This is a genomic window from Mucilaginibacter sp. P4_E8 (genome assembly GCF_056401495.1).
In genome coordinates this window covers 1-26,424 of the sequence record NZ_JBFUJG010000032.1, presented here as the reverse complement: position 1 = coordinate 26,424, position 26,424 = coordinate 1, and the positions used below count along the sequence as shown (strand labels likewise).

The following is a 26,424-nucleotide window of genomic DNA, read 5'->3' as shown; positions in this document are numbered from 1 at the left end:
AACCATGGCGATAGATTTTAAAAACGTACTTGAAACGCTGAAGAACGGTGTTAAAGACTTAGCTGAAAAGAATTTAAAAGATTTTGTAGCTTCAGCAACAGCTGACGGCCAGGCTATTATTACTGACCTTCGGGATGATCTGGAAGCCTGGACCCAACAGCTCGCGAATGGGGAAATATCTAAAGATGACTTTACGTTCCTGGTATTAGGGCAAAAAGAACTAATTCAAATGATTGCCTTAAAACAAGCGGGATTAGCCCAGATAGCTGCCGACCGGTTTAAAAATGATGTTTTTAATCTGATCACTAATACAATTGTAGGCCTAATCCCTTAAGGTTTAATACATATAAATACCATTATGCAGGGCCAGGCAACTCAAAATGCTACTCAATCTGCCCAATTTTTCATTGTTTTCTAACTAAAAAGGTTGCAAATCTTCGTTTGTCGCCTTATAAATTGGATTTTTTTAAGAGAAATTTAATTATTGTACATAAAATCTATAGAAATAGTAGTAATTATAAAAACAATTATTTACATTTGCCCAAGAGATAAAAAACATAACATAAAACAGTTTTAAAAGCACAAAAAAATGCAATCCGACCACACCCCAATTTCCGGCCTTGCTGCTTATCAACTTCTAACTGATTTTTCTTCTCGTTTTTGTTGTTGCTGTTGATCCAGCCCATCAAAAGATCTTTCTTTTCCATCAATCATTGTCGTGCGGCAACGATCTGATCTCTAAATTTTCTTATTGAATTTTATAAACAGTGCAACTATCAGTACACAAAACTGAATTTGCCCTATAACCTGATATTTTAATCACCTTATACAAATTTATTATGACCATTAATGACGTATCCCTGCTGGGAAAAAAGATATTGGTAGGTGTTATAGTAACCCTGATACCCTTTATCATCATTTTCGGTGGCCTGTGGCTTACTAAAAAATTACTTTCTGAAAACCATAAACCCGAACAAGTGTCCACAACTTCAACTAAATCAAACTAACTATGAAACTGGAACCAGCTACCCAAAAAAGAATTGTAAAAAATGCCCTGCTTAGTTTGCTAATATACGCACTGCCCATTGTGCTGATGTTCGCAACCTTTTATTTTACCGGCCAGCGTCCCTGGGAAAAGAAAAAGCAGGAGCAAAAAATATCCCAGGCTCCTGTAAAAAGTAAATCTGTAAATCCTTAAATACCAATATCATGATTGAACTGATAAAAAAAGTAATTGACAACCTGAACGGATATGGTTTTTCCGTTTTAGTGTTGGTGCTCGGAGTGCTCGAGTTCTCTTTTGGCCTTTATAAAAAACGCTGGAATAAAAATGAACGTTGGGTAGATATTGCCTGCTTTACCATTCCCAAATTAATTGTAAAACCAGTGGTCGCTTATTACGGACTTAAAGTTTTACCATCCATATTACCCGGCTTTAAAGATGCTTTTAACTGGGTGCCATTTTTCTGGGGATTCATCATCATTGCCGTTGCAGACGATCTGACCCAATACTGGTATCATCGCCTGCACCATGAAGTTCCGTGGTTATGGCGGTTTCACCGTACCCACCATTCAGCATCATATATGGGTATGGCTATGGCCAGCAGACAAAATGTGATCTATACACTGTTTTTTTCGCAAACTTATTTAACCACTGCATTGGTTTACCTCGGTTTGGGTATCCCCGCTATTATAGTAAAAGGCATAAAAGGCACTATTACTACACTGGCACATTCCAGTATCCCGTGGGATAAACCTTTTTATCAATATAAAGTACTTCACCCGCTGGCCTGGGTATTGGAACGTACTATATCTACCCCAGCCACCCATCATGCGCACCATGCTGCCACTACTGATGATGGCGTAGGTTATTATAAGGGCAACTTTGGTAATATGTTCTTTTTATGGGATGTTATTTTTGGAACGGCGCATATCTCTCGTCAGTACCCTAAAGCGTATGGCATATCACATTATGAAGGCGACCAATGGTATGCACAGTTATTGTGGCCCATTTTTAAATCGAAGGTTCCTGGAAGTGAACTTGCTGCCGATGGCCCAACAGTTAAAGCTGATGTACCATTAAAGGAACACCAACTTTACAGGCCCGAAAAGCAAGAGAATGCAGGAGGGGAAATATCTCAGGAAACATATGATCTACAGCCTGTAAAAGTATAATGTCGGGCTATAATAAATTCATGGATCTAAAAGAAGTTAACCGGATATTGTTAATAATTGGTGTAACTGTCACAGTCTTTTCTGCATGTAAACAAAAGGAAAAAGCTAAAAATGCAGCTAAAGCCAATGTTGTTGCCGAAAAGAAGAAAGCCATATGCTGCGAATCAAATATTCCGAGCCGGTTTAAACCGGCTCACTTAACCGGGGCAGTACTGACCGGGCCCGACACCAGTCATGATCAAATGGTTTGGGTCCCGGCAGGTACTTTTAGGATGGGCGCGGATAATGATCAGGCCGAAAAAGATGAATATCCCAAGCACAAAGTAACAGTTGATGGCTTTTGGATAGACCGTACGGAAGTAACCAACGCGCAATTTGAAAAATTTGTTAAGGCCACAGGTTATATTACTACAGCCGAACAAAAACCAGATTGGGAGGTGTTAAAAAAACAAATGCCTCCGGGAACTCCAAAACCAGCCGATAGTTTGCTGGTAGCCGCTTCCCTGGTTTTTGTTCCATCCAAACAGCCGGTAACCTTAAGCGATTATAGCCAATGGTGGGCCTGGAAGGCAGGGGCCAGCTGGAAACATCCGCATGGTCCCGGAAGCAATATAAAAGGCAAGGAAAATTATCCGGTGGTACAGGTATCTTATTATGACGCACTGGCTTATTGCAAATGGGCCGGTAAGCGTTTACCTACCGAAGCTGAGTGGGAGCGGGCCGCAAGAGGTGGGTTAAACGATAAGATATACCCATGGGGTAATGAAAAAATAAGTGAGGGAAAGGCCAAAGCCAATACCTGGGAAGGTGATTTCCCATACAGGAATACCCAGCATGACAAATTCTATTACACAGCACCCGTGAGTTCATTTGCACCCAACGGGTATGGCTTATATGATATGGCTGGCAATGTTTGGGAGTGGTGCGCTGATCTGTACAGTTATGGATATTACGGTACGATCAATAAACCTGAGGGAGTAAAAGATCCTGTCGGTCCATCAAAATCATATGACCCTGACGAACCTTATGCCATTAAGCGGGTGGTTAGGGGAGGTTCATTTTTGTGTAATGACAGCTATTGTTCAGGATACAGGGTATCCAGAAGAATGAAGACAACCGAAGACAGTGGCATGGAGCATTTAGGCTTTCGCTGCGTAAAAAATTAAGTTAAAAAAATACCCCTAATAAAAATAAACAGAAAAGAATATGAAAGAAAAATAACAAGTCCAAATAAAAAAAGTAAGGGAAAAGCAATTGCTTTTCCCCAAGCGTTAAAACAACGAAACAGGGATCGATTGGCGTTGAGCCTGTTTCAATGGTGTCATTTTAAACTATTTCAAATTTATGCAAAATATTGCAAAAGTCGGGAAAGGCTACGTGCTGTTCGTGTCCCGGCTTGTACAACAGTTCACACTTCAAATCGCGACAGGCGATTTTCAATACAGGCAGTTTTATCTGCTAAGCGTAGGATCCAATAAAAGGTATTCATTAGTTGCTCTTCATTCGTCCAGTTTTTTAACCTCTTTAACTAACTCCCCGACGACATGAAAAAACTTTTATTAATCCCATTACTACTCACTTTCTTTATCCCGTTTAGCTCATTTGCCCAGCAAACACAGCCCATCATCAATTCAAAATTAGTAGGCCGGGTAATTGACGGCACCACCAAGGAGCCATTGCCCGGTGCTGTGGTACGCATTGAAGGAACTACTCACGTGGTTTCGACCAATGGGGAAGGAAAGTTCAGCTTTGTTACCGGCCAAAAATTTCCTTATAAGTTGATCATCACCTTTATCGGCTACGAAAAGCAGGAGTTTATAGCCGATGGCAGTCCGGTAGAGATAAAGATGAAAGATATACAGAGCCAGTTGAACCAGGTGGTTGTGGTTGGTTACGGAACGCAAAAACGAAAAGATATTACTGGTTCCGTAGCCTCTGTCCCCAATATCGCGTTAAAGCAATCTGTGCCATCATTGGATAGGGTATTGCAGGGAACCATATCAGGTATCCAGGTAACCCAGGCCACCGGCCAGCCCGGTGCCGGGGTTACCGTACAGATACGGGGTGTTAACTCCATTAATGCAGTAGCCGAGCCTTTGTATATCATTGATGGGTTCCCCACTTCAAACAGTAACTCATTAACCGATGCGGGCGTAACCAACGGGCCAAAGATCAATCCATTAGCTTCTATTAATACATCTGATATTGAAAATATTGAAGTATTAAAAGATGCCTCGGCTAYCGCGATATATGGTACCAGGGGCGCTAATGGTGTAATTATCATTACCACCAAAAAAGGAAAATCAGGTTTATCATCCATTAATTACGATGGTAGTTATGGCTGGCAAAATGTGATCAAAACCATACCGTTGCTCAATTCAGATCAGTGGGGTGCACTCCGTAACGATGCATTAATTAACACCGGGAAAACTCCCCAAACCCCTGCTCAGCTTAACCCTTATAATGCGAATACCGATTGGCAGGGCGCAGCTTTCAGAACAGGGAATTCTCAGAATCATAACCTGTCTATCCTTTCAGGAACTGACAGGACGCGTCTTGCTTTTTCTGGTAATTACTTTAAGCAAGATGGTATATTACAGAATACAAATTTTGAGCGTTACGCGGGCCGGGTAAATGTGGAGCATGACTATAATGATAAACTGAAGATCTCGTCATTTATAACAGGGAGCCGCATCAGTGCACAGGTGGCGCCTCAGGGTGTAGTGCCTGCAATTTTGCTGATGACACCAACTACCCCGATATATAATCCAGATGGGTCATTTTTCATAAAAAACGTATTTGAGGGAACTTATGGTAACCCCATCAACACACTCTATAACCAAATTAATACCACCACCACAAGTCGTATCCTCGGTAACATATCAGGCGATTATAAGATCACTGATGATTTGACCGCAAGGGTTTTGGCCGGTGTTGATATTATTGATAACAAACAGAACCGGTATTTGCCAGCCTCTGTTTATGAAGGATCCGGCTATTCGGGCCTGGGCGAAACCGGGACACTCAATTCCACTAACTGGCTTAATGAAAACACCCTGACCTATACTAAAAAACTGGGGCTACATAATCTGAATATACTGGCAGGTTTTACCCAGCAAAAATTTAAAGCCGAAGGTTCAGTAGCCGGCTCTTCGGGTTTTGTTAGCGATTATGATACATATAATAACCTGGGTTCTGGCAGCATTACCTCTATTTCAGGCAGTGGGTTTGCCATAGCACCTTCTTCATCATCCAATACCTGGGCGCTAAAATCATACCTCGGTCGTATCAATTATGGCTTTAATGGCAAATACCTGGTTACGCTTACTTTACGGGCCGATGGGTCTTCGAAATTTGCTCCTGGCCATCAATGGGCATCCTTTCCATCCGCAGCCGTAGCCTGGAACGCTTCAAGCGAGAGTTTCCTGCGCAATGTAGAACAGATCAGCCAGCTTAAATTCAGGTTGAGCGCTGGCCAAACCGGTAACAGCGACATTCCTGCATATCAATCCTATTCACAACTGGGTTATTATCGTTACAACTTTGGTAACACCACAGTGGCCGGTTTTGCACCCAACAGTTTAGCTAACCCTAACCTTACCTRGGAAAAAACAACGCAATACGACTTTGGTTTTGATCTGGGCTTGCTCAAAGACAGGATTAGTTTTACTACGGACATTTACTACAAGAAAACAACCAACCTGTTGCTTTATCTACCACTACCGGCAACAAGCGGACTTACCATCATCACCAATACCGCTATTACCAACCCACAGCAGTATGAAAATGTTGGTTCGGTGGAGAACAAAGGTTTTGAGCTTAGCTTAAACACCCGCAATTTTACCGGGTCGTTTGTGTGGAATACCAACCTGGTTTTTGCTATAAACCGCAATAAGGTGCTTAGCCTTGGTGGCAACGGTGTTAACCAGTTTATACCCGATTCATCCCTGCCTTCTATTTTAAGGGTAGGTCAGCCCATAGGTTCATTTATAGGGTATAAAACCAACGGATTGATACAGGCGGGAGGCACTGCGCTTACCCCAGCAGCTAATACATCTCCCGGCGGACAGACCTACCAGGATATCAATGGCGATGGCAAGATCACCCAATCGGCAGATCGTGTGATCTTGGGCAACTCCCAACCTAAATTTACAGGCGGTATTACCAATACATTCTCTTTTAAAGGCATTGACCTGAGCATATCTCTGCAAGGTTCTTATGGTAATAAGATCTACAACCAGCAAAGGAGTGTACTGGAGCTGGGTACTGGTTATACCAATGCCACTACTACCTTACTTAACCGCTGGACACCAACCAATACCAACACCGATGTACACAGCGCTTTCCAGGACCCTGCGGCAACCATATCTGACCGCTTTATTGAAAATGGGTCTTATTTAAGGGTTAAAAATCTAAGCCTGGGTTATACCATTCCAACATCGATTGTTTCCCGGTCGCCTATAAAAAAGATCCGGATCTATATAACCGCCCAAAACCTGGCTACCTGGACCAAATATACTGGGTACGATCCTGAAGTGAGCAGTAACGAACAATCGGCTATTACCTCGGGTGTGGATAATGGTGCCTATCCAAACAATAAATCCATCATTGCAGGGGTCGGTATCACCTTATAAGGCAGCTTTATTTTGATTTAAAACACATGAAAACGAAAAATATTAAATATCTGATCATACTGATTGCCTTTGGTGCTGTTTCCTGCGCCAAGCTGAATGAAGACCCGCGGTCCTTTATCCCGGCAAATCAGTTCTATAAAACACAGGCCGATGCTGTGGCCGCTGTTAGTGCCGCCTATTCACTATTAAATGCCGGCTCCAATGCCGTACAAACACCCTATAACACACTGTTTAATACCGGGATGAATTTTATGGGCGATGATGAAGGCCCGGGTCCGGGTGCTACCAATGCCGATGTACGCTCGCAGGCGGTGCTTGGTCATTCATCGTCAGGGTTGCGCATTTTACAAATATGGCAGCAGCATTACGCGGGTATAAAAAAAGCCAATATCGCTATTGATACCATACCGCATATACAATTTGATGCTACATTGAATAAAAGGCTGGTAGCCGAGGCCAAATTTTTAAGGGCCTTATATTATTTTAACCTGGTGCGTTTATATGGTGATGTGCCGCTGGTGCTGCATGACCAAACCTCCATTAACCTGTCCGACCTGCAAGTTCCCAGAACCGCGGCGGCTACTGTTTATAAGCAGATAGAGGCCGACCTGACAGCGGCCGCTACCGATCTGCCAAATATTTATACCGGGGCCGATCTGGGCAGGGCAACCGCGGGAGCAGCTAACGCATTGCTGGCTAAAGTTTACCTTACTGAACGTAAGTGGGATAAAGCGGTTAGCCAGGCCGAAGTGGTGATCAACGGCCCTTATGGTTATGACCTGTTTGCTAATTATGCTGATGTGTTTTTACCGGCTTCAGAAAATGGTAAAGAGCAGATTTTCTCGGCTCAGTTTAAGTCAAATTCCCAGGGACAGGGTAATAACCAGGCTCCCCGGTCAATATTGAATGGGATACCCGGAATGGTGGGCAGTTATGCCGATCAAGTGGTATTTTATTCAGTGCCCGATGCTACTAAACCTAACGGTGTAGATAAGTTCTTCAGTATTTACAAGCTTTATACCGCTAAGGATAAAAGGAGGAATGTGAGTTTTGTAACCCGTTTCCAAAGCCCAACTACCAATCTATATTATGGCAAGCTGAATGATGCCACTATCCCTGGCGATTCGATACCCTTTTTTAATAAGTACTACGATCCAGGTGTTGTTTCGAACGAAGCCGAATCAGGCGCTAATGTATCTATCATCAGGTTTTCAGAGGTATTGCTGATCCATGCCGAAGCAGAAAACGAGCTTAACGGCCCAACTGCCAAAGCTTATACTTCTATTAACAGGGTGAGGGCCCGCGCCGGGCTTGATGCCTTGTCGGGATTGAGCCCGGCTGATTTCAGAGATGCGGTTTACCTGGAGCGCCGTCTTGAATTTGTATTTGAATATCAGCGCTGGTTCGATCTCATCCGTGAAAAAGATGCCAGCGGTAATGGCATACTCGAGGCCAGCTTGCTCAAAGTAGGCAAAACTAACGTAAGCAAAGGGGCTAAGGGCAAATTCTATCTTTTCCCTATCCCGCAGCAGGAAATTGATAATAGTAACGGAAAGCTCACCCAAAATCCGGGGTGGGAGTAAATAATAAGTTCAATTGATCATTATGAAAAGGACGGTAATAGCTGTTTTATTGCTCATTGGTTTTTTTACATCGGCTTTTGGGCAATCCACTGCAAATGAACAAGGCTCACATGCTATTGATCCACGAGTAAATGCAGCAGTACTACAGGTACTTGACGAGTACATGGCCACTTTTAATGCAAAGGACCTCGCGGCATGGGAAAACACCTACCAGTTTCCGCATTACCGGCTGGCCAGTGGTAAAATGTCGGTATTAGAAAAAGCCGGTTTGCGTGATGCTGCAAAGGTTTTTGGTGAATTGCAAAAGTCGGGCTGGGATCATAGTAAATGGGATCATCGTAACATCATTCAGGCATCAGCAGATAAAGTGCATGTAGATACGGAGTTTTCCCGGTATCGGGCAGACGGAAGCCTGATTGGTCACTATGAATCATTATATATCCTCACCAAAGAGAACGGCAAATGGGGAGTGAAATTTAGATCAAGTTATGCTGAATAATGTCAAGATTAAATTAGTATCATGAAAAAACTAAACATCATTATCCTGCTGCTCCTGGCGGTTACAGGTATACAGGCTCAAACTTACACACAAAAAAGATCGGCTAAAATTGTAGTAACACCCGAAGTAAGTAAAAAACTGCTTGCTGAGGTACAGCAGGGCAAAGCTTACCTGGTAGATGTACGCAGCCCGGATGAATATAACCAAGAGCATTTAAAGTATGCGTCCAATATCAATATTAAGTCTGCTGATTTTGTCGATCAGATCGAAAAATTAGATCGAACAAAGCCTATATACCTGTATTGTCATTCTGGTAACCGGAGCGGTAAAGCTGCTGATTCTCTGGAAACGCTGGGGTATAGTTTGGGCTATAATATTGGCGGCATTGATAGCTTAACAAAGGCAGGCTTCCCTGTTCAATAGTTTCAATTTAAACCATAACATAAACATATCATGAGTATATTAAACAAATCCATTCAAAAACTACCGGAAAATTCTGAAACCGGTTATTATAAAAAAATATGGCCTCTTATAATGGTCATCGGTTTAATTGGGTTGCAAAGTGCAAAAGCCCAAAGTAATCAACCTTATGGCGGCGTAGTAGGGAAAACGCTTAATGATTCGAAGGAGTGGTGGCCTGAGCCTCATAAAGCGCCTACTGGCGCGCCAAACGTAGTATGGATCATCCTGGATGATGTAGGTTTTGGAGCAACAAGTACATTTGGCGGCATCATTAAAACACCAAATTTTGATACGCTTGCCAATAATGGATTGCGCTACACCAATTTCCATACAGCGGGAATTTGTGCGCCCACACGTTCCGCCTTGCTTACGGGGCGTAACCACCATTATGTTCATGAAGGCGGCTTTTCGCATGTTGCTTTATCTGCCGGTTTTCCGGGTTATGATGGCAGGATTCCGCCTGATAAAGGAACCATAGCCGAAATACTACGTGAAAATGGGTATAACACTTTTGCGGTAGGCAAGTATGGCTTAACACCCGATGAGGATGCTACCGATGCCGGGCCGTTTGACCGCTGGCCAACGGGTAAAGGCTTTGACCATTTCTTTGGTTTCCTGGGTTCGGCAACTGATCAGTATAAACCTGACCTGGTAGAAGATAATGCCCATGTAACGCCTGATGGCCGTCACCTTACTGAGCAGATCACCGATAAGGCGATAAGTTATATTACCAGGCAGCATAAAGTAGCGCCCGATAAACCTTTCTTTTTATACTATGCACCGGGTGCAACCCATTCACCACACCAGGTAGCAAAAGAATGGAGCGACTTGTACAAGGGTCAGTTTGATTCGGGTTGGGATGATTTTAGAGAAAAAGTGATAGCCCGCCAGAAAAAGCTGGGCATTATACCTGCCTATGCTAAATTACCAGAGCGTAACCCCCGCATAGCGGCGTGGAAATCATTGCCCCCTGCGGAGCAAAAATTATACGCCCGGTTTATGGAGATCTACGCGGGTTATTTAACCTATACCGACCATGAAGTGGGGCGTTTGGTAGGCTATTTAAAACAAAGCGGACAATTGGATAATACCCTCGTGTTTGTGATCATTGGCGATAATGGGGCCAGTAAAGAAGGAACGGTTCATGGTGTGATCAATCCCAAAAAGAACTCGGCCAAATTGGTTGCGGAAGATACTTACCTGAAAACAAACCTTGACGATATTGATGATATCGGCACTCCCCAGGCTACTACCAATTATCCTTTAGGCTGGGCGCAGGCGGCCAATACGCCATTTAAATACTGGAAACAGGACGCCAATTCTGAAGGAGGCACCCGTAATCCGCTCATCGTTTATTATCCCAAAGGAATTAAGGATAAAGGTACTATCCGTACCCAATATGGCCATGTAATAGATGTATTGCCTACCACACTTGAATTTACAGGCATTAAACTACCTGAATACATAAGAGGTATTAAACAGGATACGCTGCAGGGAACATCGCTGGTTTATTCGTTTGACCACCCCGAAGCTACAACAAGGCATAATTTACAGCATTATTATATTTTTGGTTCGCGTTCTGTATACAGTAATGGTTGGAAAGCGGAAGCCGCGCACCATCCTGATAATGTAGAGCTGGGTGATTTTAAGGTTGGGCAAAACATACCAGATAAAAGTTTTGATGATGATATATGGGAACTTTATAACCTGAACGACGACTTTAACGAACGCATAGATCTGGCCAAAAAAGATCCTGAAAAGCTAAAAGAGCTGAAAGCGGTTTTTGAAGAACAGGCTAAAAAGAACAACCTATATCCCTTTATTGATTGGTACGACGTTTACCACCAGCGTATACATCAAAACTATAAAAAGTAACCTTAAAATCATATCATCATGAAATACGATCATAAAAAAGCTTTTGCGATAGTTGTTATTGCTTTAAGTTTTACATTGCCCGTGGCAGCGCAAACTACTATTAAAGTTTCTGCCGCCAATATTGCACCCTCAGATGCGGCAACTTATAAAGGAGTAGTTGGTAAAACCCTGGCCGAATCAAAAGAATGGTGGCCCAAACCACTTAAGGCACCTAAAGGTGCACCAAATATTGTCTGGATATTGCTGGATGATGTAGGGTTTGGGGCATCGGGTACCTTTGGCGGGCTCATCAGCACCCCCAACTTTGATACGCTGGCCAATAATGGGTTACGGTATATTAATTTTCATACAGCAGGCATTTGTGCGCCAACACGTTCGTCACTGTTAACCGGGCGTAATCACCATTATGTGCACGTGGGTAATTTTTCTCATGCCTCAACAGCAGCAGGTTTCCCGGGGTACGACGGCAGGATCCCGCCCGATAAAGGTACCATTGCCGAAGCTTTGCGCTCCAATGGTTACAGCACCTTTGCAGTTGGTAAATGGGGTATAACACCCGATGAAGATACTACTGCCGTTGGGCCTTTTGACCGCTGGCCTACCGGTAAGGGTTTTGATCACCATTTCGGTTTCCTGGAATCTGCTACAGACCAGTACAACCCGCCTCATTTGGTAGAGGATAATTTCCATATAAAACCTGATGGCCGCAATTTGAACGAACAAATTACGGATAAGGCCATCGGTTATATTGATGCAGCGCATAAGGCAGCGCCAGATCAGCCTTTCTTTTTATATTATGCTCCCGGCGCCACCCATGCACCGCACCAGGTAAGTAAGGAATGGAGCGATCTGTATAAAGGCAAGTTTGATGAGGGTTGGGATGTTTACCGCGAAAAGGTTTTCGCCAATCAAAAAAAGGCAGGTTATATACCCGCCTATGCCAAGCTGCCTGAACGTAACGAGCGTATACAGGCCTGGAAGAGCTTGCCGCTTGATCAGCAAAAATTGTATGCCCGCTTTATGGAAGTTTATGCAGGCTACCTAACCTATATTGATAACCAGGTGGGCCGTGTGATCAGTTATCTGAAAACTTCGGGTCAGTTTGATAATACCTTGGTATTTGTGATGATAGGGGATAACGGTGCCAGTAAGGAGGGAACCGTTCACGGCGTGATCAAACCTAAAAATTCAGCATTGACCACACCAGAGGGAGATTATATCAAAAACAATGAGGCCGATTTGGAAGCGATAGGTACACCTGAAGCATCAACCAACTATCCGCTGGGATGGGCACAAGCTGCCAATACTCCATTTAAATACTGGAAATCAGATGCCGATGCCGAAGGAGGTACCCATAACCCATTGATTGTTTATTATCCAAAACTGATCAAAGAAAAAGGTGGTATTCGTAACCAGTATGGTCATGTTTCGGATATATTTCCTACTACTATTGAAGCCGCAGGCCTAAAGCTGCCTGAATATGTTAAAGGCATTAAACAGGATACCTTGCAGGGGAAATCATTATTCAGTTCATTTAATAATGCCCAGGTTGCATCACTGCACACCAAGCAATATTATTACATTTTTACCTCACGCTCGATTTACAAAGACGGCTGGAAGGCCGAAGCCGCCCACCGCCCGGATAATGTCGACCTGCTCAATTTCCCGCAGGGTAAAACCATTCCTGAGCGCAACTATGATAAGGATGTATGGAAACTGTATAACCTGAATGAGGACTTTAACGAACGTATAGACCTGGCTAAAAAATATCCTGAAAAGCTTAAAGAACTCCAGGACCTATTTGATGCCGAAGCTAAAAAGAATAATATCTACCCTTTTATTGACAGGGACGATATAAATAATAAGAGGATACATCATTTAGAAAATAACGACTAAACAATTGATCATGAAAAATTTAAAAACCTATTTACTGGTGATGCTTGTAGCTGTCACCGGTATTGTAAAGGCGCAGACAACGCCTGCCAATCCACCCTTATTATCGCTTGAAGGGTTTGCTGAAAAGCTTAACGATGCAAAAAACGCACAGATCCTGGATGCCCGTTCGGCAGAGGAATTTGCACAGAACCACATCAAAGGAGCGGTTAACGTTGATGCCAAAGCTGTCGATTATCAGCAGCGGCTTGCTGCGCTGCAAAAAGACAAACCAACTTTTGTTTATTCCATTGCCAATGGCCGGAGCGCGGCTTTATCACGCGAGCTGCGTGCCAAAGGATTTAAAGATGTAGAAGAGCTTCCCGGTGGTTTGGCCAACTGGATAGGTTCAGGACATCCTATTATTTCAACTACTAAAAAAGGTGTTTCTCTATCAAAAGCACAGTTTACAGAGCTCACTGGTTCGTCAGAACTGGTGTTGGTTGATTTTGGCTCCAGGTACTGCGGCGCCTGTAAAAAACTGGTACCGGTACTTGATTCCCTGAAAGCTGAAACGGGTTTTACACCTAAGATCATCAGCATTGAAGTGTATGATAATACTGCCCTGGCTCGTGAGCTTAAGGTAAATGTATTACCAACCCTGGTGCTTTACCAAAACAAAAAAGAAGTTTGGAAAAAGCAAGGCTTTTCATCGGTAGCACAGATAGAAGCCGCGGTTAATGGGGTAAAAACAGGGTTAGCAAGTGCAAAATAAACACAATTAGCATTATAAATAATAAGCCATCAAATTAATAAGTCATCCCGAACTTGTTTCGGGATCCCACATGCAAGGTTGAGTATAAAGGTATATAACATGCCTGCAGCCACCCTGTGAGATCCAGAAACAAGTTCGGGATGACCTTTCATAGGAATATTCACCAACATGCCACCAATGTTAAAACGAATAGCTTACCTTATTTTATTCCTGTTCTTGTGCGATAATGCCTTTGCACAAGCCCCAAATACTAAGCCCAACATCGTGATCATTTTAGCTGATGATATGGGCTTTGCCGATCTGGGTTGCTTCGGCTCAGAGATCCATACTCCTAATATTGACAGGCTGGCTAAAGAAGGTTTAAAAATGACCCAGTTCTATAACGCAGGTCGGTGCTGTCCTTCCCGCACATCTTTACTAACCGGCCTGTATCCGCACCAGGCTGGTGTAGGTGATATGGTAAAGTATAAAGGTTCGCCTGCTTACCAGGGTTATTTAAATGACCATTGCGCCACCATTGCCGAATTGCTAAAAGATGAAGCTGGTTATAATACCATTGTATCTGGCAAATGGCATGTGGGTTTACAGTCATCTGCATTAGCTTATAACCGAGGGTTCGACAAATCTTTTACCATGTTGAATAACGGCAGCAGCTATTTTAACTCGAAGCCTTTGTATAATGATGGAAGCAAGATCAACTTTATGCTAAATGATAAGGAAATTGTCAGGAACGATACTTCGAAATATCTTACCCAGGCCATTACAGATTTTGCTATAAGCTCATTAGATGAGATCAAAGCTCAGAAAGATCCATTCTTCTTGTATGTGGCCTATAACGCGCCGCACTGGCCCATACAGGCATTACCCCAGGATATTGCCCGTTACAAAGGCAAATACCTTAAAGGCTGGGACAAGCTGCGCCAGCAGCGCTATGAAAAACTGCTGGCAAGCGGTATTATCAAAAAGGAATGGAAACTATCTGAAAAGGATAGCAGAGTGCCTGACTGGGATTCGTTATCACCCCAGGAAAAAGATAAATGGGATACCCGCATGGCCATTTATGCGGCCATGATTGATAGGATGGATGCAGGTGTGGGCGAGATCATGAACAAGCTAAAGCAATTAGGAAAAGATAAAAATACCATCATACTTTTTGTATCAGACAATGGTGGCAGCGCCGATGAAGTAAAAAGTCTGGCAACAGTGATCCAAAAAAACGGAACGCCGGGGTCAGTAAATTCTATTGACAGTTATGAAATTCCCTGGGCCAATATAAGCAATACCCCGTTTAAACTATTTAAAAGGAATACCCATGAGGGTGGTATTGCCACACCATTTATAGCCTGGTTCCCGGGTGTAATTAAACCCGGTAGCACCAATACAGCGCCTGCTCATTTTATTGATATTATGCCAACCTGTCTTGGCCTTGCAGGTATTAACTATCCCGCTGAATTTAAGAACAGAAAACTAACCCCATTGGAGGGGATAAGCCTGGTAAACATATTAAAAAACAAACCCTATAAGAGCCACGATGCTATTTTCTGGGAACATGAGGGGAGCAGGGCCATCCGAAAAGGGAAGTGGAAGCTGGTTGCCGAAATTGATAAACTCTGGGAACTTTATGACCTGGAAGCCGACAGATCTGAAACTAATAACCTGGCCGCCAAATATCCGGATAAAGTAAAAGACCTGGAGAGCGAATACCTGCAATGGGCACAAAAAGTAGGCGTGGTTGACTGGAATAAGATCAAAGCACTATAAAAATATCGCAGGATAATGTATTGGAGCTTAATGCTTTTAGATGAAGTTGTAATTTGTAACATAATTCTAACTGATTTCTTGTTGCATACTAAAACATCAATCGGTTACTTTATAAAATATAAACCTATCAGGATGAATTTTTTTATGGATAAGTACCTGGGTAAGCTGGTATTATTAGTATTACTGCTGATAACGATTAACACCCATGCACAGCAGCGGCCCAATGTCATTTTTGTTTTGGCCGACGATATGGGCTATTCGGATCTGAGCTGTTATGGCAATCCGGTTATAAAAACACCCTTTTTAGATAAGATGGCGCAAAAGGGCGTTCGTGAAACCAATTATGTGGTATCCAGTCCGTCCTGTACGCCGTCGAGGGCATCGTTATTAACAGGCCGTTATGCTTCAAGGATGAACTTGCCTTATCCTATTCCACCAGGGTCAGAGTTGGGATTACCCGATCAGGAAGTAACCATTGCCGAAATGCTTAAAACCGTGGGTTATAAAACAGCCATGATAGGCAAATGGCATTTGGGCGATCATAAACCTTTTAATCATCCAATGGCACAGGGCTTCGACTCTTATTATGGCCTTTTGTATAGCCATGATTATAAGACGCCTTACGTAAAATCAGATACAACCTTAAAGATATTCAGGAACCATACCCCGGAAGTTATTAAGYCGGCAGATTCATCAATCGTAGATCTTTATACCAACGAAGCTATAAGATATATAAAAGGTCAGAAAAAGGGTAAACCATTTTTCCTGTACCTGGCTCATAACATGCCGCATTTGCCGGTGGCTTTTGCATCATCTAAAAAAAATAAAAATCGTTCAGACGGTGGCCATCTTGGTGATGTGGTTGAACAACTGGATGCGAGTTTGGCCCAAATCTGGCAGGAATTGGAAAAACAAGGGCTGGCAGATAATACGATATTCATGTTCTCGAGCGATAATGGGCCATGGATCGATTTCCCGTCGCGCATGTCGGGCGATGGCGCTACCAAACGCTGGGATGCGGGTACAGCAGGAGTGTTCCGCGGCAGCAAAGGGCAAAGTTATGAAGGCGGCGTGCGCGAACCATTTATTGTTTACTGGAAAAACCACACGCCGGTAGGAGCTTCAATTACCAGTATGGTTAGCAATCTTGATGTACTGCCAACGCTTGCCCAATGGACAAATACCCCACTTCCAAAAGGGCGTACACTCGACGGGCAATCTATTTCTGACGTGCTTTTGGGTAAAGCTGTGGCTCATCCTATACATCGTGAAATATATTATGTGAACAATGGTATTTGTGAGGCCGTAAGGAAAGGTGATTGGAAATACAGGGAGGTAAAATCAGGCAATACTAATGGTGGGATCTCAAATCAAACACAGGAATCCAAAACAGAATTATTTAACCTGTCATATGATCCCAGCGAACGTACCAATGTGATCGATGATTATCCGGATAAGGCCAAAGAACTGAAAGCATTGTTTGATAAATTTCCTGGCAAAACAGAAAATTAAATTGTAACTGTTGATAGTGTATAAAAGGAGAACTACTTTTATGCCACACCATTTCTCCCATGCGAAACAAATTTCTCTGTTTAATCTTAACCCTGCCTTTGTCAGCTATGGCCATGGCTCAGTCCGCACCGAATAATGATGCCGGGCAAAAAGAACGTACATACCTGGTTAAATCGCTTACCCACATAGCCGACCCTGTATTAACAGCATTGAGTAAAAATCAGCTTAAGCTGCAAATGCCGGTTGAAGCCAGCACCAATGACCGCAGAAATTATACCTATCTGGAAGCATTTGGCCGTTTGCTGGCCGGGATGGCGCCATGGCTGGAAATAGGGCCGGATCAAACACCTGAAGGTATATTGCGAAAAAAGTATATCGAACTGGCCCGTACCTGCCTTCACAATGCCACGGACCCAAACTCGCCCGATTTTATGAATTTTAATATGGGTGGCCAGCCCGTAGTAGATGCCGCTTTTTTAGCTCAGGCATTATTGCGTGCACCCCATCAATTATGGGATCCGCTGGATGCTACCACCAAAGCAAATATTATTGCTGCCCTGAAATCATCACGGGTTATTACACCCGGATATTCCAATTGGCTGCTGTTTAGTGCAACTATTGAAGCCGCATTGTTAAAGTTTGACAATTATGGTGACCGGATGCGCATGGATTATGCCATTAAACAGCACCAACTATGGTACAAAGGGGACGGCTTGTATGGAGACGGACCAAATTTTCATTGGGATTATTATAACAGTTTTGTTATTCAACCAATGCTGTTAGAGGTGCTGCAGACTTTGCAAGACGCTGATAAAAATCAAAAGGTAACTTATGAAACAGCGTTAAAACATGCCCGGCGCTATGCGGCCATACAGGAAAGACTTATATCGCCCGAAGGCACTTATCCACCCATCGGCCGCTCACTGGCCTATAGGTTTGGCGCTTTTCAGCTACTATCAAAAATAGCGTTGATCAAAGCATTGCCTGATAATATTAAACCACAGCAGGTAAGGGCCGCATTGTACACCATGATCAAACGGCAATTGGAAGCCCCCGGAACTTTTGACGATAAAGGCTGGTTACAGATAGGACTTTATGGCCATCAGCCTAACATAGGCGAGGGGTATATATCTACGGGAAGTCTTTATCTTTGTTCTGAGGCTTTTCTTATTTTAGGGTTGCCCTCTTCAGACGAGTTATGGCAAAATGCTGATGAGGACTGGACCGCCAAAAAGGTATGGAAAGGGCTTGATCCTGGTACAGATCACGCTATTGATTGAAATTTGAGGTTTAATCTTTTAAAATTGTAATGAACATTATACCGATCATGAAATGCAGGGATATGGATGAGTCTGTGCGTTTTTACACAGAGGTATTGGATTTTAAGGTTTTAAATCCCGAGTCCGAAAATTCTTATATTTTGCTGATCAGGGACGGGGCACGACTGGATCTGTCAACTAATAGTGGTGATGGCGTATTTGGTAACAGGGTTAATATTATAGTAAGCAATGTTGATGCACTCTTTCAAAAATTTATAAGAAGAGGCTTAAACACGTCTAATAAAAAAGAATCACCGGTACACCAGGGGCCGGTTGACCAAACATGGGGAATGAGGGAGTTTTATGTGGATGATCCCGATGGTAACACGCTGAGATTTGGCCAGTTAATTGGATGATACATTTTTCTCATTGATCCAGTAAACACTTTGCTGCCATACATCATAATTCTTTTATTGATTTTATTTCTTATAAATTTATAAGTGGTAAACCCAATCAATTGAAAATACTTTATGACATCTTCGGCTTCTGCTCCTGATCAAACAGAAAAAACAACTTCAGTAACGAGGGTTCATTCAGTTGATCTGTTACGCGGTGCCGTTATGGTGCTCATGGCCATTGATCATGTACGTGTATACTCAGGGATACCAGCGGGTGGACCGGATCCCGGTATCTTCTTCACCAGGTGGGTCACTCATTTTTGTGTGCCGGCCTTTGTGTTTTTTGCTGGTACCGGAGCATTTTTATACAGACTAAATTTGAATGATAAGCATGCAGTGTCGCGCTTTTTGGTTAGCCGGGGGCTTTTGCTGGTATTTCTCGAATTAACCCTCATCCGCTTTTGCTGGACATTTAACCTGAACTATGCACAATTTACCCTGGCCGGCGTAATCTGGATGCTGGGCTGGTGTATGGTTGTTATGGCTGCGCTTATAAGGCTTCGAGCTAAAACCATTGGGCTCATTGGGCTTGCTGTCATCTTTTTTCAACAGATCTTTGGGTTATTGCCACGGTTTTTGCCGCAAGGCTGGCACAGCTACTTTGGCTGGTTATGGGAGTTCATCTACCCATCAGGGTTGGACAGCGTTCCGGGTATCAATATTTTATACGTTTTGGTACCCTGGATAGGGGTAATGATGGCCGGTTATAGTTTTGGCCCGATATTGATCAGGGAGGCAGCCGCGCGCCGTAATATTTGCCTTTGGATAGGTCTTTCAGCTATCATACTATTCTTAGTTGTAGGTAGTTTATCGATTCGCTTTAGCCCACCATATAAAGGTGATATACCATTCATATTCCGCCTGCTTGCCCAGCAAAAATACCCGGCATCACAACTTTATCTTTTAATGACGCTTGGTCCGCTGATTGCGCTTGTGCCATTTGCAGAAAAGGCTCATGGCTGGTTTGCCGGAGTACTAACCACATTTGGTCGTGTACCGCTGTTTTATTATCTCTTGCATATCCCGCTTATTCATATTGCAGCACTCTTTGTTAATTATATGAGGGAGGGCAGCTTTCATCAGGAATGGTACGGAACAGCCCCATACACACAAATGCCCGACGGTCACCAGTGGGGGTTGCCACTGCTTTACCTGGTATTTATTATTGTTGAGGTAATCCTGTATGTGGTTTGCCGCAGCTATGCCGGTTATAAGGCTAATCACCCGGAAAAGAAATGGCTGAAATATTTATAAGAATTAACAAATTAGCCGATGACTCAAACAACCGTTAACCCCAACATCAAACAAACTGTACCATTTTTAGCAGTTTCAAATATGGAAGCATCGTTGCACTTTTATGTGGATGGTTTGGGGTTTGAGATCACAAATCAATGGATGCCCAGAGGAAAGATAGAGTGGTGCAGCCTGCAACGTGGGGGCGGTACGCTAATGCTGCAGGAATCTTATAAAGAAGGATTTCATGAATGGGTACCTGGAAGCAAAGTTGGGGTAGGAGTATCTATAGTTTTTATATGCGAAGATGCTTTGGCCATGTACAACGAGTTTACCGGGAACGGATTGGAAGTTTCAGAACCTTTTGTGGGTAACGGAATGTGGGTTGTTTCCCTGAAAGACACTGACGGGTATAGCGTTGAATTTGAAAGTCTTACCGATGTGCCGGAAGAGACCCGATTTTCTGAATGGGGTAAGTAAACTTTAACTGTCGCAAAACAATTCAATTGCTGGACTATTTGTTTTGGAAAAACTGGACTATATGAATAGACCAATAATGACTGAAATTAGTTGATAATTATTAAAATCATCTAAGAAAAAATAATATCATGGAACAAGTAAAAAACACTTGCAGCACCTGCGGAACACAATATCCAGCTGATACATTAATACCAGACCTTTGCCCAATTTGCAGCGATGACAGGCAATACTTTACTGACGAAGGACAGATCTGGACCAATACAACAGAAATAATAACTCATCATAAAGTAAGCATCACGGAACTTACTCCCTCATTGTATGCTTTGCAGGTAGCCCCTTTGTTTGCCTTAGGCCAAAGAGCATTATTAGTACTTTCGTCGGGAGGTAATATTCTGTGGGATTGCATTCCGCTGCTTAACCCGGAAATAATTGATTTTATCAGATCAAAGGGTGGTTTAAAGGCTATCGCGTTTTCTCACCCGCATTTTTATAGCAATGTAAACCAGTGGGCCGAAACTTTCGACTGCCCGGTTTATATTCACCGTGCCGATGAGCAATGGATGTTTAATAAAGGACCGATGATCAGGTTTTGGGATGGATCTCAACAGTTGTTATGGGATGAGATTTCCATCATCAATACGGGGGGGCACTTTCCAGGCAGTAGTGTATTGCGGGTGCCCGCCTTTTCGAAGGCCGGGGCGTTGCTTACCGGAGACAGTATTTACGTTGCAAAAAGTAAAAAACATTTAGCTTTCATGTATAGTTACCCCAACTTTATCCCTCTGCCGGCAAAGGAATTGGCAGAAGTGCTCCGACGGGTCGAAAAAATAGATTTTGATACTATATATGGTGGGTTTGAATGGCAAAATTTAAAAAACGTTGCAAAAACTGTTTTTAATTCATCAGTAGCAAGATATAATGTATCAGGTACAACACTTAATTTGTCGGCTGTTTAAAACAGGAACAAAACGCTCATCTACCTGGATAAAACAAAAAATGCCTTTGAATAATTTAAGGGCATTTTTTATGAATAATATTTAAAATAATTTGACACAATGCTTAAATTCAGGGTGTTATATTATTTTGTTAACTATTCAGATAATCAGTTATGAACAAATTCATCACAGCTATTAAAAATCTGAATCTTTCTCTAATTGAGGAATTACTTCACAGAGATGCCAAATGGATCACATGGGCAGAAAACAGCGGTAAAAACGCGCTCCATTATTTGTGTGGCCTTAATATTGGTGAGGATCAGCAAAAAGCGGAGACCAGCATGGAGATTCTAAAATTGCTTTTAAAAAATGGTATGGATATCAATTCTGTTCACCGGATCACGGAGAATTGTGGTTTTTTCCCCGCTACACCACTTTGGTATGCCTATACCCGCGGAAGAAATGAAACGCTTTATACCTGGCTTTTAAAAAACAGTGCTAACCCAGATCATTGCATGTTTGCTATTGCCTGGTATGATGATGTTAAAGCAGCAAGCCTGTTTAAGAAACATGGTGCCAAAATTGATGATGGTTCAGGTAGTGATACGCCTTTTCTGGCTGCTTATAATTGGAAGCGGTTTAACATAGCCACCTGGTTACTGAAAAATGGTGCAGATGTAAATTTTGCAGATGCTAAAGGTAATACAGCGCTTTATTATGCCATAAAAAGAAAATATAAGATTGAAGATATTAAACTGCTATTAAAGTTTGGGGCTGATTTTGATAAAGAGAACAACGAAGGGATATCGCCTAAAAAATTAGCCGAATTAAATAGGCAAAGGAAAATTTTAAGTCTTTTTGAGGAGAGGTAAGTCAATTAGTTACTAAATTTAATGTAAACGACTCCATATTAACACTAAATTGTACTACCTATTCGGCCGACAGACCTGTACCAACACAGGCTAAATTCAGAAGCCAGTTACCTGATTAAGGAGTTTGCTAATATGCAGCACTAATAACAGCTATAATATCCGCTTTTATCATTTTGAAATTACAAGCCTATCATTATGAGTTGATATTGATCATGCTTAATTAACTAAACCTGCATTTAAACGCTAAAAACACGGTTTATATTAATCAACAATACAAATGGCATCGCTTTGGCATGTATAGCTAAAATGTTATGGAAACGCTTTAACAGTGAACACCAAACATTTGAAGCATATATTAAAGTTGAATGTTATGTATTTAGTAATAATTGAAATAATTTGTTTTTTAGCTTTCATGATCCTTCCTTTCATTGGGCCCCGCAAAAAGAAGAAAAAGCTTATAGTTAAAAGAAACAGGCCTAACACAACTGCATCCTATGCAGTAAATAAAAATGGTTACCTGGAAAGAGCATTCATTAGCCGGTAACATAAGAGATTGCCTAAACTATATGCAATTGAGCCACGATATCTGTAATTATATCCGGCCCAATAATCTGGTGAATAGTTCAAGAAACTTGCTTTTTAATTTAGTAGGTAAATTTAGGTTCTGATTGGAAGCCGGGGGTAGTTGCCCGGCTTTTTTATCCCGCGCTGTTTCCATGCATTTTCAAATCGCTTAATTTTTAAATAAACAATATCGTAATCACAATGAAAAAGTTCAGTTCAATACTGCTGGCGCCTCTCTAATAAATATACAAACACACACATAGTTTGACGGATTAGCTAACTACTCAAATTTAAATACAAAAGATCTTACCGGTAACAACCGTAAGCCTGGTGCCCATGCACCAGGAGCAATACACTTATATTTTATAAAAATGAAAAAACTTTTCTTATCTATTGTTTTAGGCGCATCTTTAACTTATGCCTATTCCCAGGATCTGACGGCATCCACTTCAAAAGGTAATGCCCAGATCAAGGACTCTACAACTAACCAAAGTAAAAAAGACACTGTAGTTGCCAAAAGCGAACCCTTTGCCTTTGGCGATTTTACCTGGCTGAATGGTAACGACCGCAGGCATAAAGCCCTGCTTGATACCAAATATTTTACCGGTCGTTTCCTGCTCGATTTTAATTATACCGCATCAAACCATAACCCTGTAGACCATACGGTGGTAGGTTCTACAGCCTTGGCCCGTGACCACGAATTTGAAATTTCAACCATTGCCTTTGGCGGCGACTTTCATTATGATAATGTTCGTGCCAGCGTACTTACACAGTTTGGTACACGGGCAACTGTTGTGCCCCGTAACGATTTTAGCGTTACCCGCGGACAGTTTGATCTGGCAACCGCATACCGCTATTTAAGCGAAGCCAATGCAGGTTATCACTTTAACGTATTACACGGTATTAACGTGGATGCGGGTATATTCATGTCATATGTTGGTTTGTTTTCTTATTACAATGCCGAAAACTGGGCCTATCAGCCATCTTTTACATCTGATAATACACCATGGTTTTTTAATGGTATCCGTGTGCAGATCTTTGTAAGCGATAAATTGAAAATTGAACCTTGGTTGATCAATGGCTGGCAGTCTTATGGTATGTTCAATAGTCAGCCGGGCATAGGTGGTCAGATTTTATGGCGTCCGGTAGAATGGTTCCAGGCTTTAACTAACACTTATTATGGTGCAGATACACAAGATAAACCAGGAAGAAAACGGTTCCATTCTGATAACAGTATTGAGGTAAGGTATTTTAAAAGCCAGGATAAAGGCAGTTTTATTAACAGCGCCGCATTTTCAATCACAGGTGATATTGGTTTTGAAAAGGGTGATGGTGTAAACGGTTTCCATGCCGACCCGATTAAAGGCCCGGCTCAGTATTTTGCCAGTGGAATGATCTATCACCGTATGGTGATGGCTAAAGGTCACTTAGGTTGGACAATTGGTGGTGGAGTGATCAATAATCCTGGTCGTTACCTGGTATTGTACCCAACTGGTGATGCAAACCCAATACCTGCTATTAATACCGGTGCGGTTGGCTCACATCCGTTTACAGCTAATCCCGGCGATCAGTTTCATGGGTATGATTATTCAACAACTATCGACCTGATGCCGAATGATTACTTAACCTTCCGTTTAGAGGTTGTTCACCGCCATGCAAGTGTGCCTTACTTTGCGGGCCACGGTGGCGTAACCTCCCCAGACGGATATAATACTACACCCGTGCCAACGGATTTTACACCTGATCTGGTACCATCCGAAACCAGATTTATTGGTGCTTTGCTGGTACGGTTTTAATCGCCATATCTTAGGATTTAATACCCTAAAAGGACCTGTTCATTAGTGAACGGGCCCTTTTTTATAGGCTTCTAATTCAACCAGATCAACGGGTGCCTTACCGGTAAATTTCTAATGATCTCTTCGTCGGCAGGAGAGTGTTCCAATTTTTTCCAGGTGTTTAGCCAATCGGCATTGTCATAAGCAGCGGCCCCAAAAACCAATGAGGGCGGTGCAACCGGCCAGCTTTCCCAGTGCATTACATCATGTGGGTAAGGCCAGGTGTTTTTATCTTTTAAATAAGGGTACAAAAACTCGATACCTTTTTTTATAGAACGACCGTCGCTTGTTTGATAAGTCCATAAATTATCTGTTTTATCGCTTAATAGCTGGCAAATGGTGGTCATGGCATCCAGGTTAAATATGGAATAGCCATAAGGTTTGGTCCGCTTTAATTCCAGTGGAAAGCTACCATCGGCGGCTATCTGGCTTGGTAATAGAACCTCCTTGAAACGATTGCGGCAAAAATCCATGATCTCCTTATTCCCGGTAAACTTTGCAAAACAAGCTACCTGCATTGTCCAGCAGGTACCATGATTGTTTTTGGCATTCATTTCATCTTTGCCATAAGGATGCGTAGTAAGCCAGGTAAGATATTGGCTAAACCAGCCCTTAATACCATCCATAGTTTGTTTATCTATCAATGGKGAACTTTGCATAGCTTCCAGGCCCTGCACTACTTCCATCAATTGTATAGTATCAATGATACCAATGCCCCGCCCGGTAGCTATGCCTTTAATAGCCTGCGCATATTGCAAATTGGGATTCATCAAAGTTTCCTGGTTAATGAACCAGGCTTTCAGATGCCAGAGGGCCTGCTTAACATATTTTTTATCCCCGGTAATTTTATAGGCCGATGCCAGCGCGCCAATAATGCGGCTAAAACGGATCATCGCCAGGCGGTGGGCTACAAAGTTTTGCGGATTGGTTAGTCCGTCTTTTTGAATATAAGGGCCGTCAGGGTTTTGTGGATTGGGCCACCAGTAATCGCCTTCGGAGTAAAAATCATGTTTGCCACCGGCACTTCGGGCACAAGTTTCGGTAGTAACTGTTACCGGCTGCTGTTGCAAAGCCCAGGCGGCTTCTTTCAAAATATCAACTTTTAAAGCGGCTGTTACCTGCTCCTTAACCGATGGTTGGGTATCTGTTTGCCAGCTCAGCATAAGTAAGGGCAAAAAGAATAATATATATCTTGTTTTAAACTTCATCACTATAAGTTTATAAATACTGTTGATAATCCCGGCGATTGTATGCCAACCACGCTTTTGCCATTATTTGTTTTTACACTGATCTGAGCCCGGCCGTTGTAAGCTTGTACCTTGCGCGATCCTCGTGAAGTACCCAGATCATCTATCAGTGTACCATCACCGGTTAATGAGAAGGCTATCCAGTTAACAGCATCAAGGCATTGCACCCCTTTGTTGTCCACCAGTTTTACCTGTATCGTAGCTTCGCCGTTTTCATCCTTGATTTTTTCGATCAGTAATTTGGCTGGCTTATCCCATTTTTCAGTTTGGTATTGCTGACTGATCTGGTCGGTAACAACCTGCTTGCCTTTGTGTGCAATTACCTTAATATCATTGTTGCCTGATTGTAATGGAACCATCCAGCGTAATCCTGCTGCCGGGAAATCCTGGCTG

Annotated in this window: 23 protein-coding genes and 1 pseudogene; 21 read left to right on the top strand and 3 right to left on the bottom strand. The window is 42.6% G+C overall.

Going from position 1 to position 26,424, the window contains the following annotated elements; translation table 11 throughout:
- Nucleotides 1-4 precede the first annotated feature (4 nt).
- On the top strand, nt 5-334 hold the full coding sequence (locus AC1DRQ_RS14200) for a hypothetical protein (RefSeq protein ID WP_477425377.1): 330 nt from the start codon (nt 5-7) through the stop codon (nt 332-334).
- A 193-nt stretch (nt 335-527) separates the two neighbouring features.
- On the opposite strand, the gene AC1DRQ_RS14195 is transcribed toward AC1DRQ_RS14200, so the two are convergent.
- A complete protein-coding gene (locus AC1DRQ_RS14195) occupies nt 528-707 on the bottom strand; it encodes a hypothetical protein (protein ID WP_477425376.1) in 180 nt (59 codons plus the stop codon).
- Between the two features lie 132 nt (nt 708-839).
- On the opposite strand from AC1DRQ_RS14195, the gene AC1DRQ_RS14190 reads away from it, so the two are divergent.
- From AC1DRQ_RS14190 to AC1DRQ_RS14095, 20 genes are all read left to right on the top strand, one after another.
- A complete protein-coding gene (locus AC1DRQ_RS14190; RefSeq protein ID WP_429401216.1) occupies nt 840-1,007 on the top strand; it encodes a hypothetical protein in 168 nt (55 codons plus the stop codon).
- Between the two features lie 2 nt (nt 1,008-1,009).
- Nucleotides 1,010-1,198 (top strand): hypothetical protein, encoded by a 189-nt coding sequence (locus AC1DRQ_RS14185; RefSeq protein ID WP_429401214.1) that lies wholly within the window; start codon nt 1,010-1,012, stop codon nt 1,196-1,198.
- 11 nt (nt 1,199-1,209) lie between these two features.
- Nucleotides 1,210-2,175: a sterol desaturase family protein gene (locus AC1DRQ_RS14180; protein WP_429401212.1), complete on the top strand. Its 966-nt coding sequence runs from the start codon at nt 1,210-1,212 to the stop codon at nt 2,173-2,175.
- Nucleotides 2,176-2,195: 20 nt separating this feature from the next.
- Nucleotides 2,196-3,341, top strand: a complete 1,146-nt coding sequence (locus tag AC1DRQ_RS14175) for a formylglycine-generating enzyme family protein (RefSeq protein ID WP_477425375.1) — start codon at nt 2,196-2,198, stop codon at nt 3,339-3,341.
- Nucleotides 3,342-3,719: 378 nt separating this feature from the next.
- Nucleotides 3,720-6,809, top strand: coding sequence for a SusC/RagA family TonB-linked outer membrane protein (locus AC1DRQ_RS14170; protein ID WP_477425374.1), 3,090 nt, complete (start codon nt 3,720-3,722; stop codon nt 6,807-6,809).
- A gap of 26 nt (nt 6,810-6,835) precedes the next feature.
- Nucleotides 6,836-8,392 (top strand): RagB/SusD family nutrient uptake outer membrane protein, encoded by a 1,557-nt coding sequence (locus tag AC1DRQ_RS14165; RefSeq protein WP_477425373.1) that lies wholly within the window; start codon nt 6,836-6,838, stop codon nt 8,390-8,392.
- 22 nt (nt 8,393-8,414) lie between these two features.
- Nucleotides 8,415-8,891: a hypothetical protein gene (locus tag AC1DRQ_RS14160; protein WP_477425372.1), complete on the top strand. Its 477-nt coding sequence runs from the start codon at nt 8,415-8,417 to the stop codon at nt 8,889-8,891.
- A 21-nt stretch (nt 8,892-8,912) separates the two neighbouring features.
- The gene (locus AC1DRQ_RS14155; RefSeq protein ID WP_477425371.1) at nt 8,913-9,314 is read left to right on the top strand and encodes a rhodanese-like domain-containing protein; all 402 of its coding nucleotides are present in this window, start codon (nt 8,913-8,915) and stop codon (nt 9,312-9,314) included.
- A 30-nt stretch (nt 9,315-9,344) separates the two neighbouring features.
- On the top strand, nt 9,345-11,228 hold the full coding sequence (locus tag AC1DRQ_RS14150) for an arylsulfatase (protein WP_477425370.1): 1,884 nt from the start codon (nt 9,345-9,347) through the stop codon (nt 11,226-11,228).
- Nucleotides 11,229-11,246: 18 nt separating this feature from the next.
- On the top strand, nt 11,247-13,124 hold the full coding sequence (locus AC1DRQ_RS14145) for an arylsulfatase (RefSeq protein ID WP_477425369.1): 1,878 nt from the start codon (nt 11,247-11,249) through the stop codon (nt 13,122-13,124).
- Nucleotides 13,125-13,134: 10 nt separating this feature from the next.
- Nucleotides 13,135-13,875 carry a rhodanese-like domain-containing protein gene (locus AC1DRQ_RS14140; RefSeq protein WP_477425368.1) on the top strand — a complete coding sequence of 247 codons (741 nt, stop codon included), beginning with the start codon at nt 13,135-13,137 and terminating at the stop codon, nt 13,873-13,875.
- Nucleotides 13,876-14,052: 177 nt separating this feature from the next.
- On the top strand, nt 14,053-15,636 hold the full coding sequence (locus AC1DRQ_RS14135) for an arylsulfatase (protein ID WP_477425367.1): 1,584 nt from the start codon (nt 14,053-14,055) through the stop codon (nt 15,634-15,636).
- Between the two features lie 132 nt (nt 15,637-15,768).
- Nucleotides 15,769-17,148: a sulfatase-like hydrolase/transferase gene (locus AC1DRQ_RS14130; RefSeq protein ID WP_477425365.1), complete on the top strand. Its 1,380-nt coding sequence runs from the start codon at nt 15,769-15,771 to the stop codon at nt 17,146-17,148.
- 113 nt (nt 17,149-17,261) lie between these two features.
- A complete protein-coding gene (locus AC1DRQ_RS14125) occupies nt 17,262-18,428 on the top strand; it encodes a DUF2264 domain-containing protein (RefSeq protein ID WP_477425363.1) in 1,167 nt (388 codons plus the stop codon).
- Nucleotides 18,429-18,457: 29 nt separating this feature from the next.
- A complete protein-coding gene (locus AC1DRQ_RS14120) occupies nt 18,458-18,823 on the top strand; it encodes a bleomycin resistance protein (protein ID WP_477425361.1) in 366 nt (121 codons plus the stop codon).
- Between the two features lie 114 nt (nt 18,824-18,937).
- A complete protein-coding gene (locus AC1DRQ_RS14115) occupies nt 18,938-20,119 on the top strand; it encodes an acetyltransferase domain-containing protein (protein WP_477425359.1) in 1,182 nt (393 codons plus the stop codon).
- 18 nt (nt 20,120-20,137) lie between these two features.
- Nucleotides 20,138-20,578, top strand: coding sequence for a VOC family protein (locus tag AC1DRQ_RS14110; RefSeq protein ID WP_477425357.1), 441 nt, complete (start codon nt 20,138-20,140; stop codon nt 20,576-20,578).
- Between the two features lie 128 nt (nt 20,579-20,706).
- Nucleotides 20,707-21,534, top strand: coding sequence for an MBL fold metallo-hydrolase (locus AC1DRQ_RS14105; protein ID WP_477425355.1), 828 nt, complete (start codon nt 20,707-20,709; stop codon nt 21,532-21,534).
- Between the two features lie 152 nt (nt 21,535-21,686).
- Entirely contained in the window at nt 21,687-22,385 is a 699-nt protein-coding gene (locus AC1DRQ_RS14100) for an ankyrin repeat domain-containing protein (protein WP_477425353.1), read from the top strand.
- 935 nt (nt 22,386-23,320) lie between these two features.
- A complete protein-coding gene (locus AC1DRQ_RS14095) occupies nt 23,321-24,745 on the top strand; it encodes an outer membrane beta-barrel protein (protein WP_477425351.1) in 1,425 nt (474 codons plus the stop codon).
- A 71-nt stretch (nt 24,746-24,816) separates the two neighbouring features.
- Here the strand turns inward: AC1DRQ_RS14095 and AC1DRQ_RS14090 are convergent, their stop codons facing one another.
- Nucleotides 24,817-25,992: an alginate lyase family protein gene (locus tag AC1DRQ_RS14090; RefSeq protein WP_477425349.1), complete on the bottom strand. Its 1,176-nt coding sequence runs from the start codon at nt 25,990-25,992 to the stop codon at nt 24,817-24,819.
- Nucleotides 25,993-25,994: 2 nt separating this feature from the next.
- A pseudogene (locus tag AC1DRQ_RS14085) lies at nt 25,995-26,424 on the bottom strand (glycoside hydrolase family 2); the annotation flags it as partial.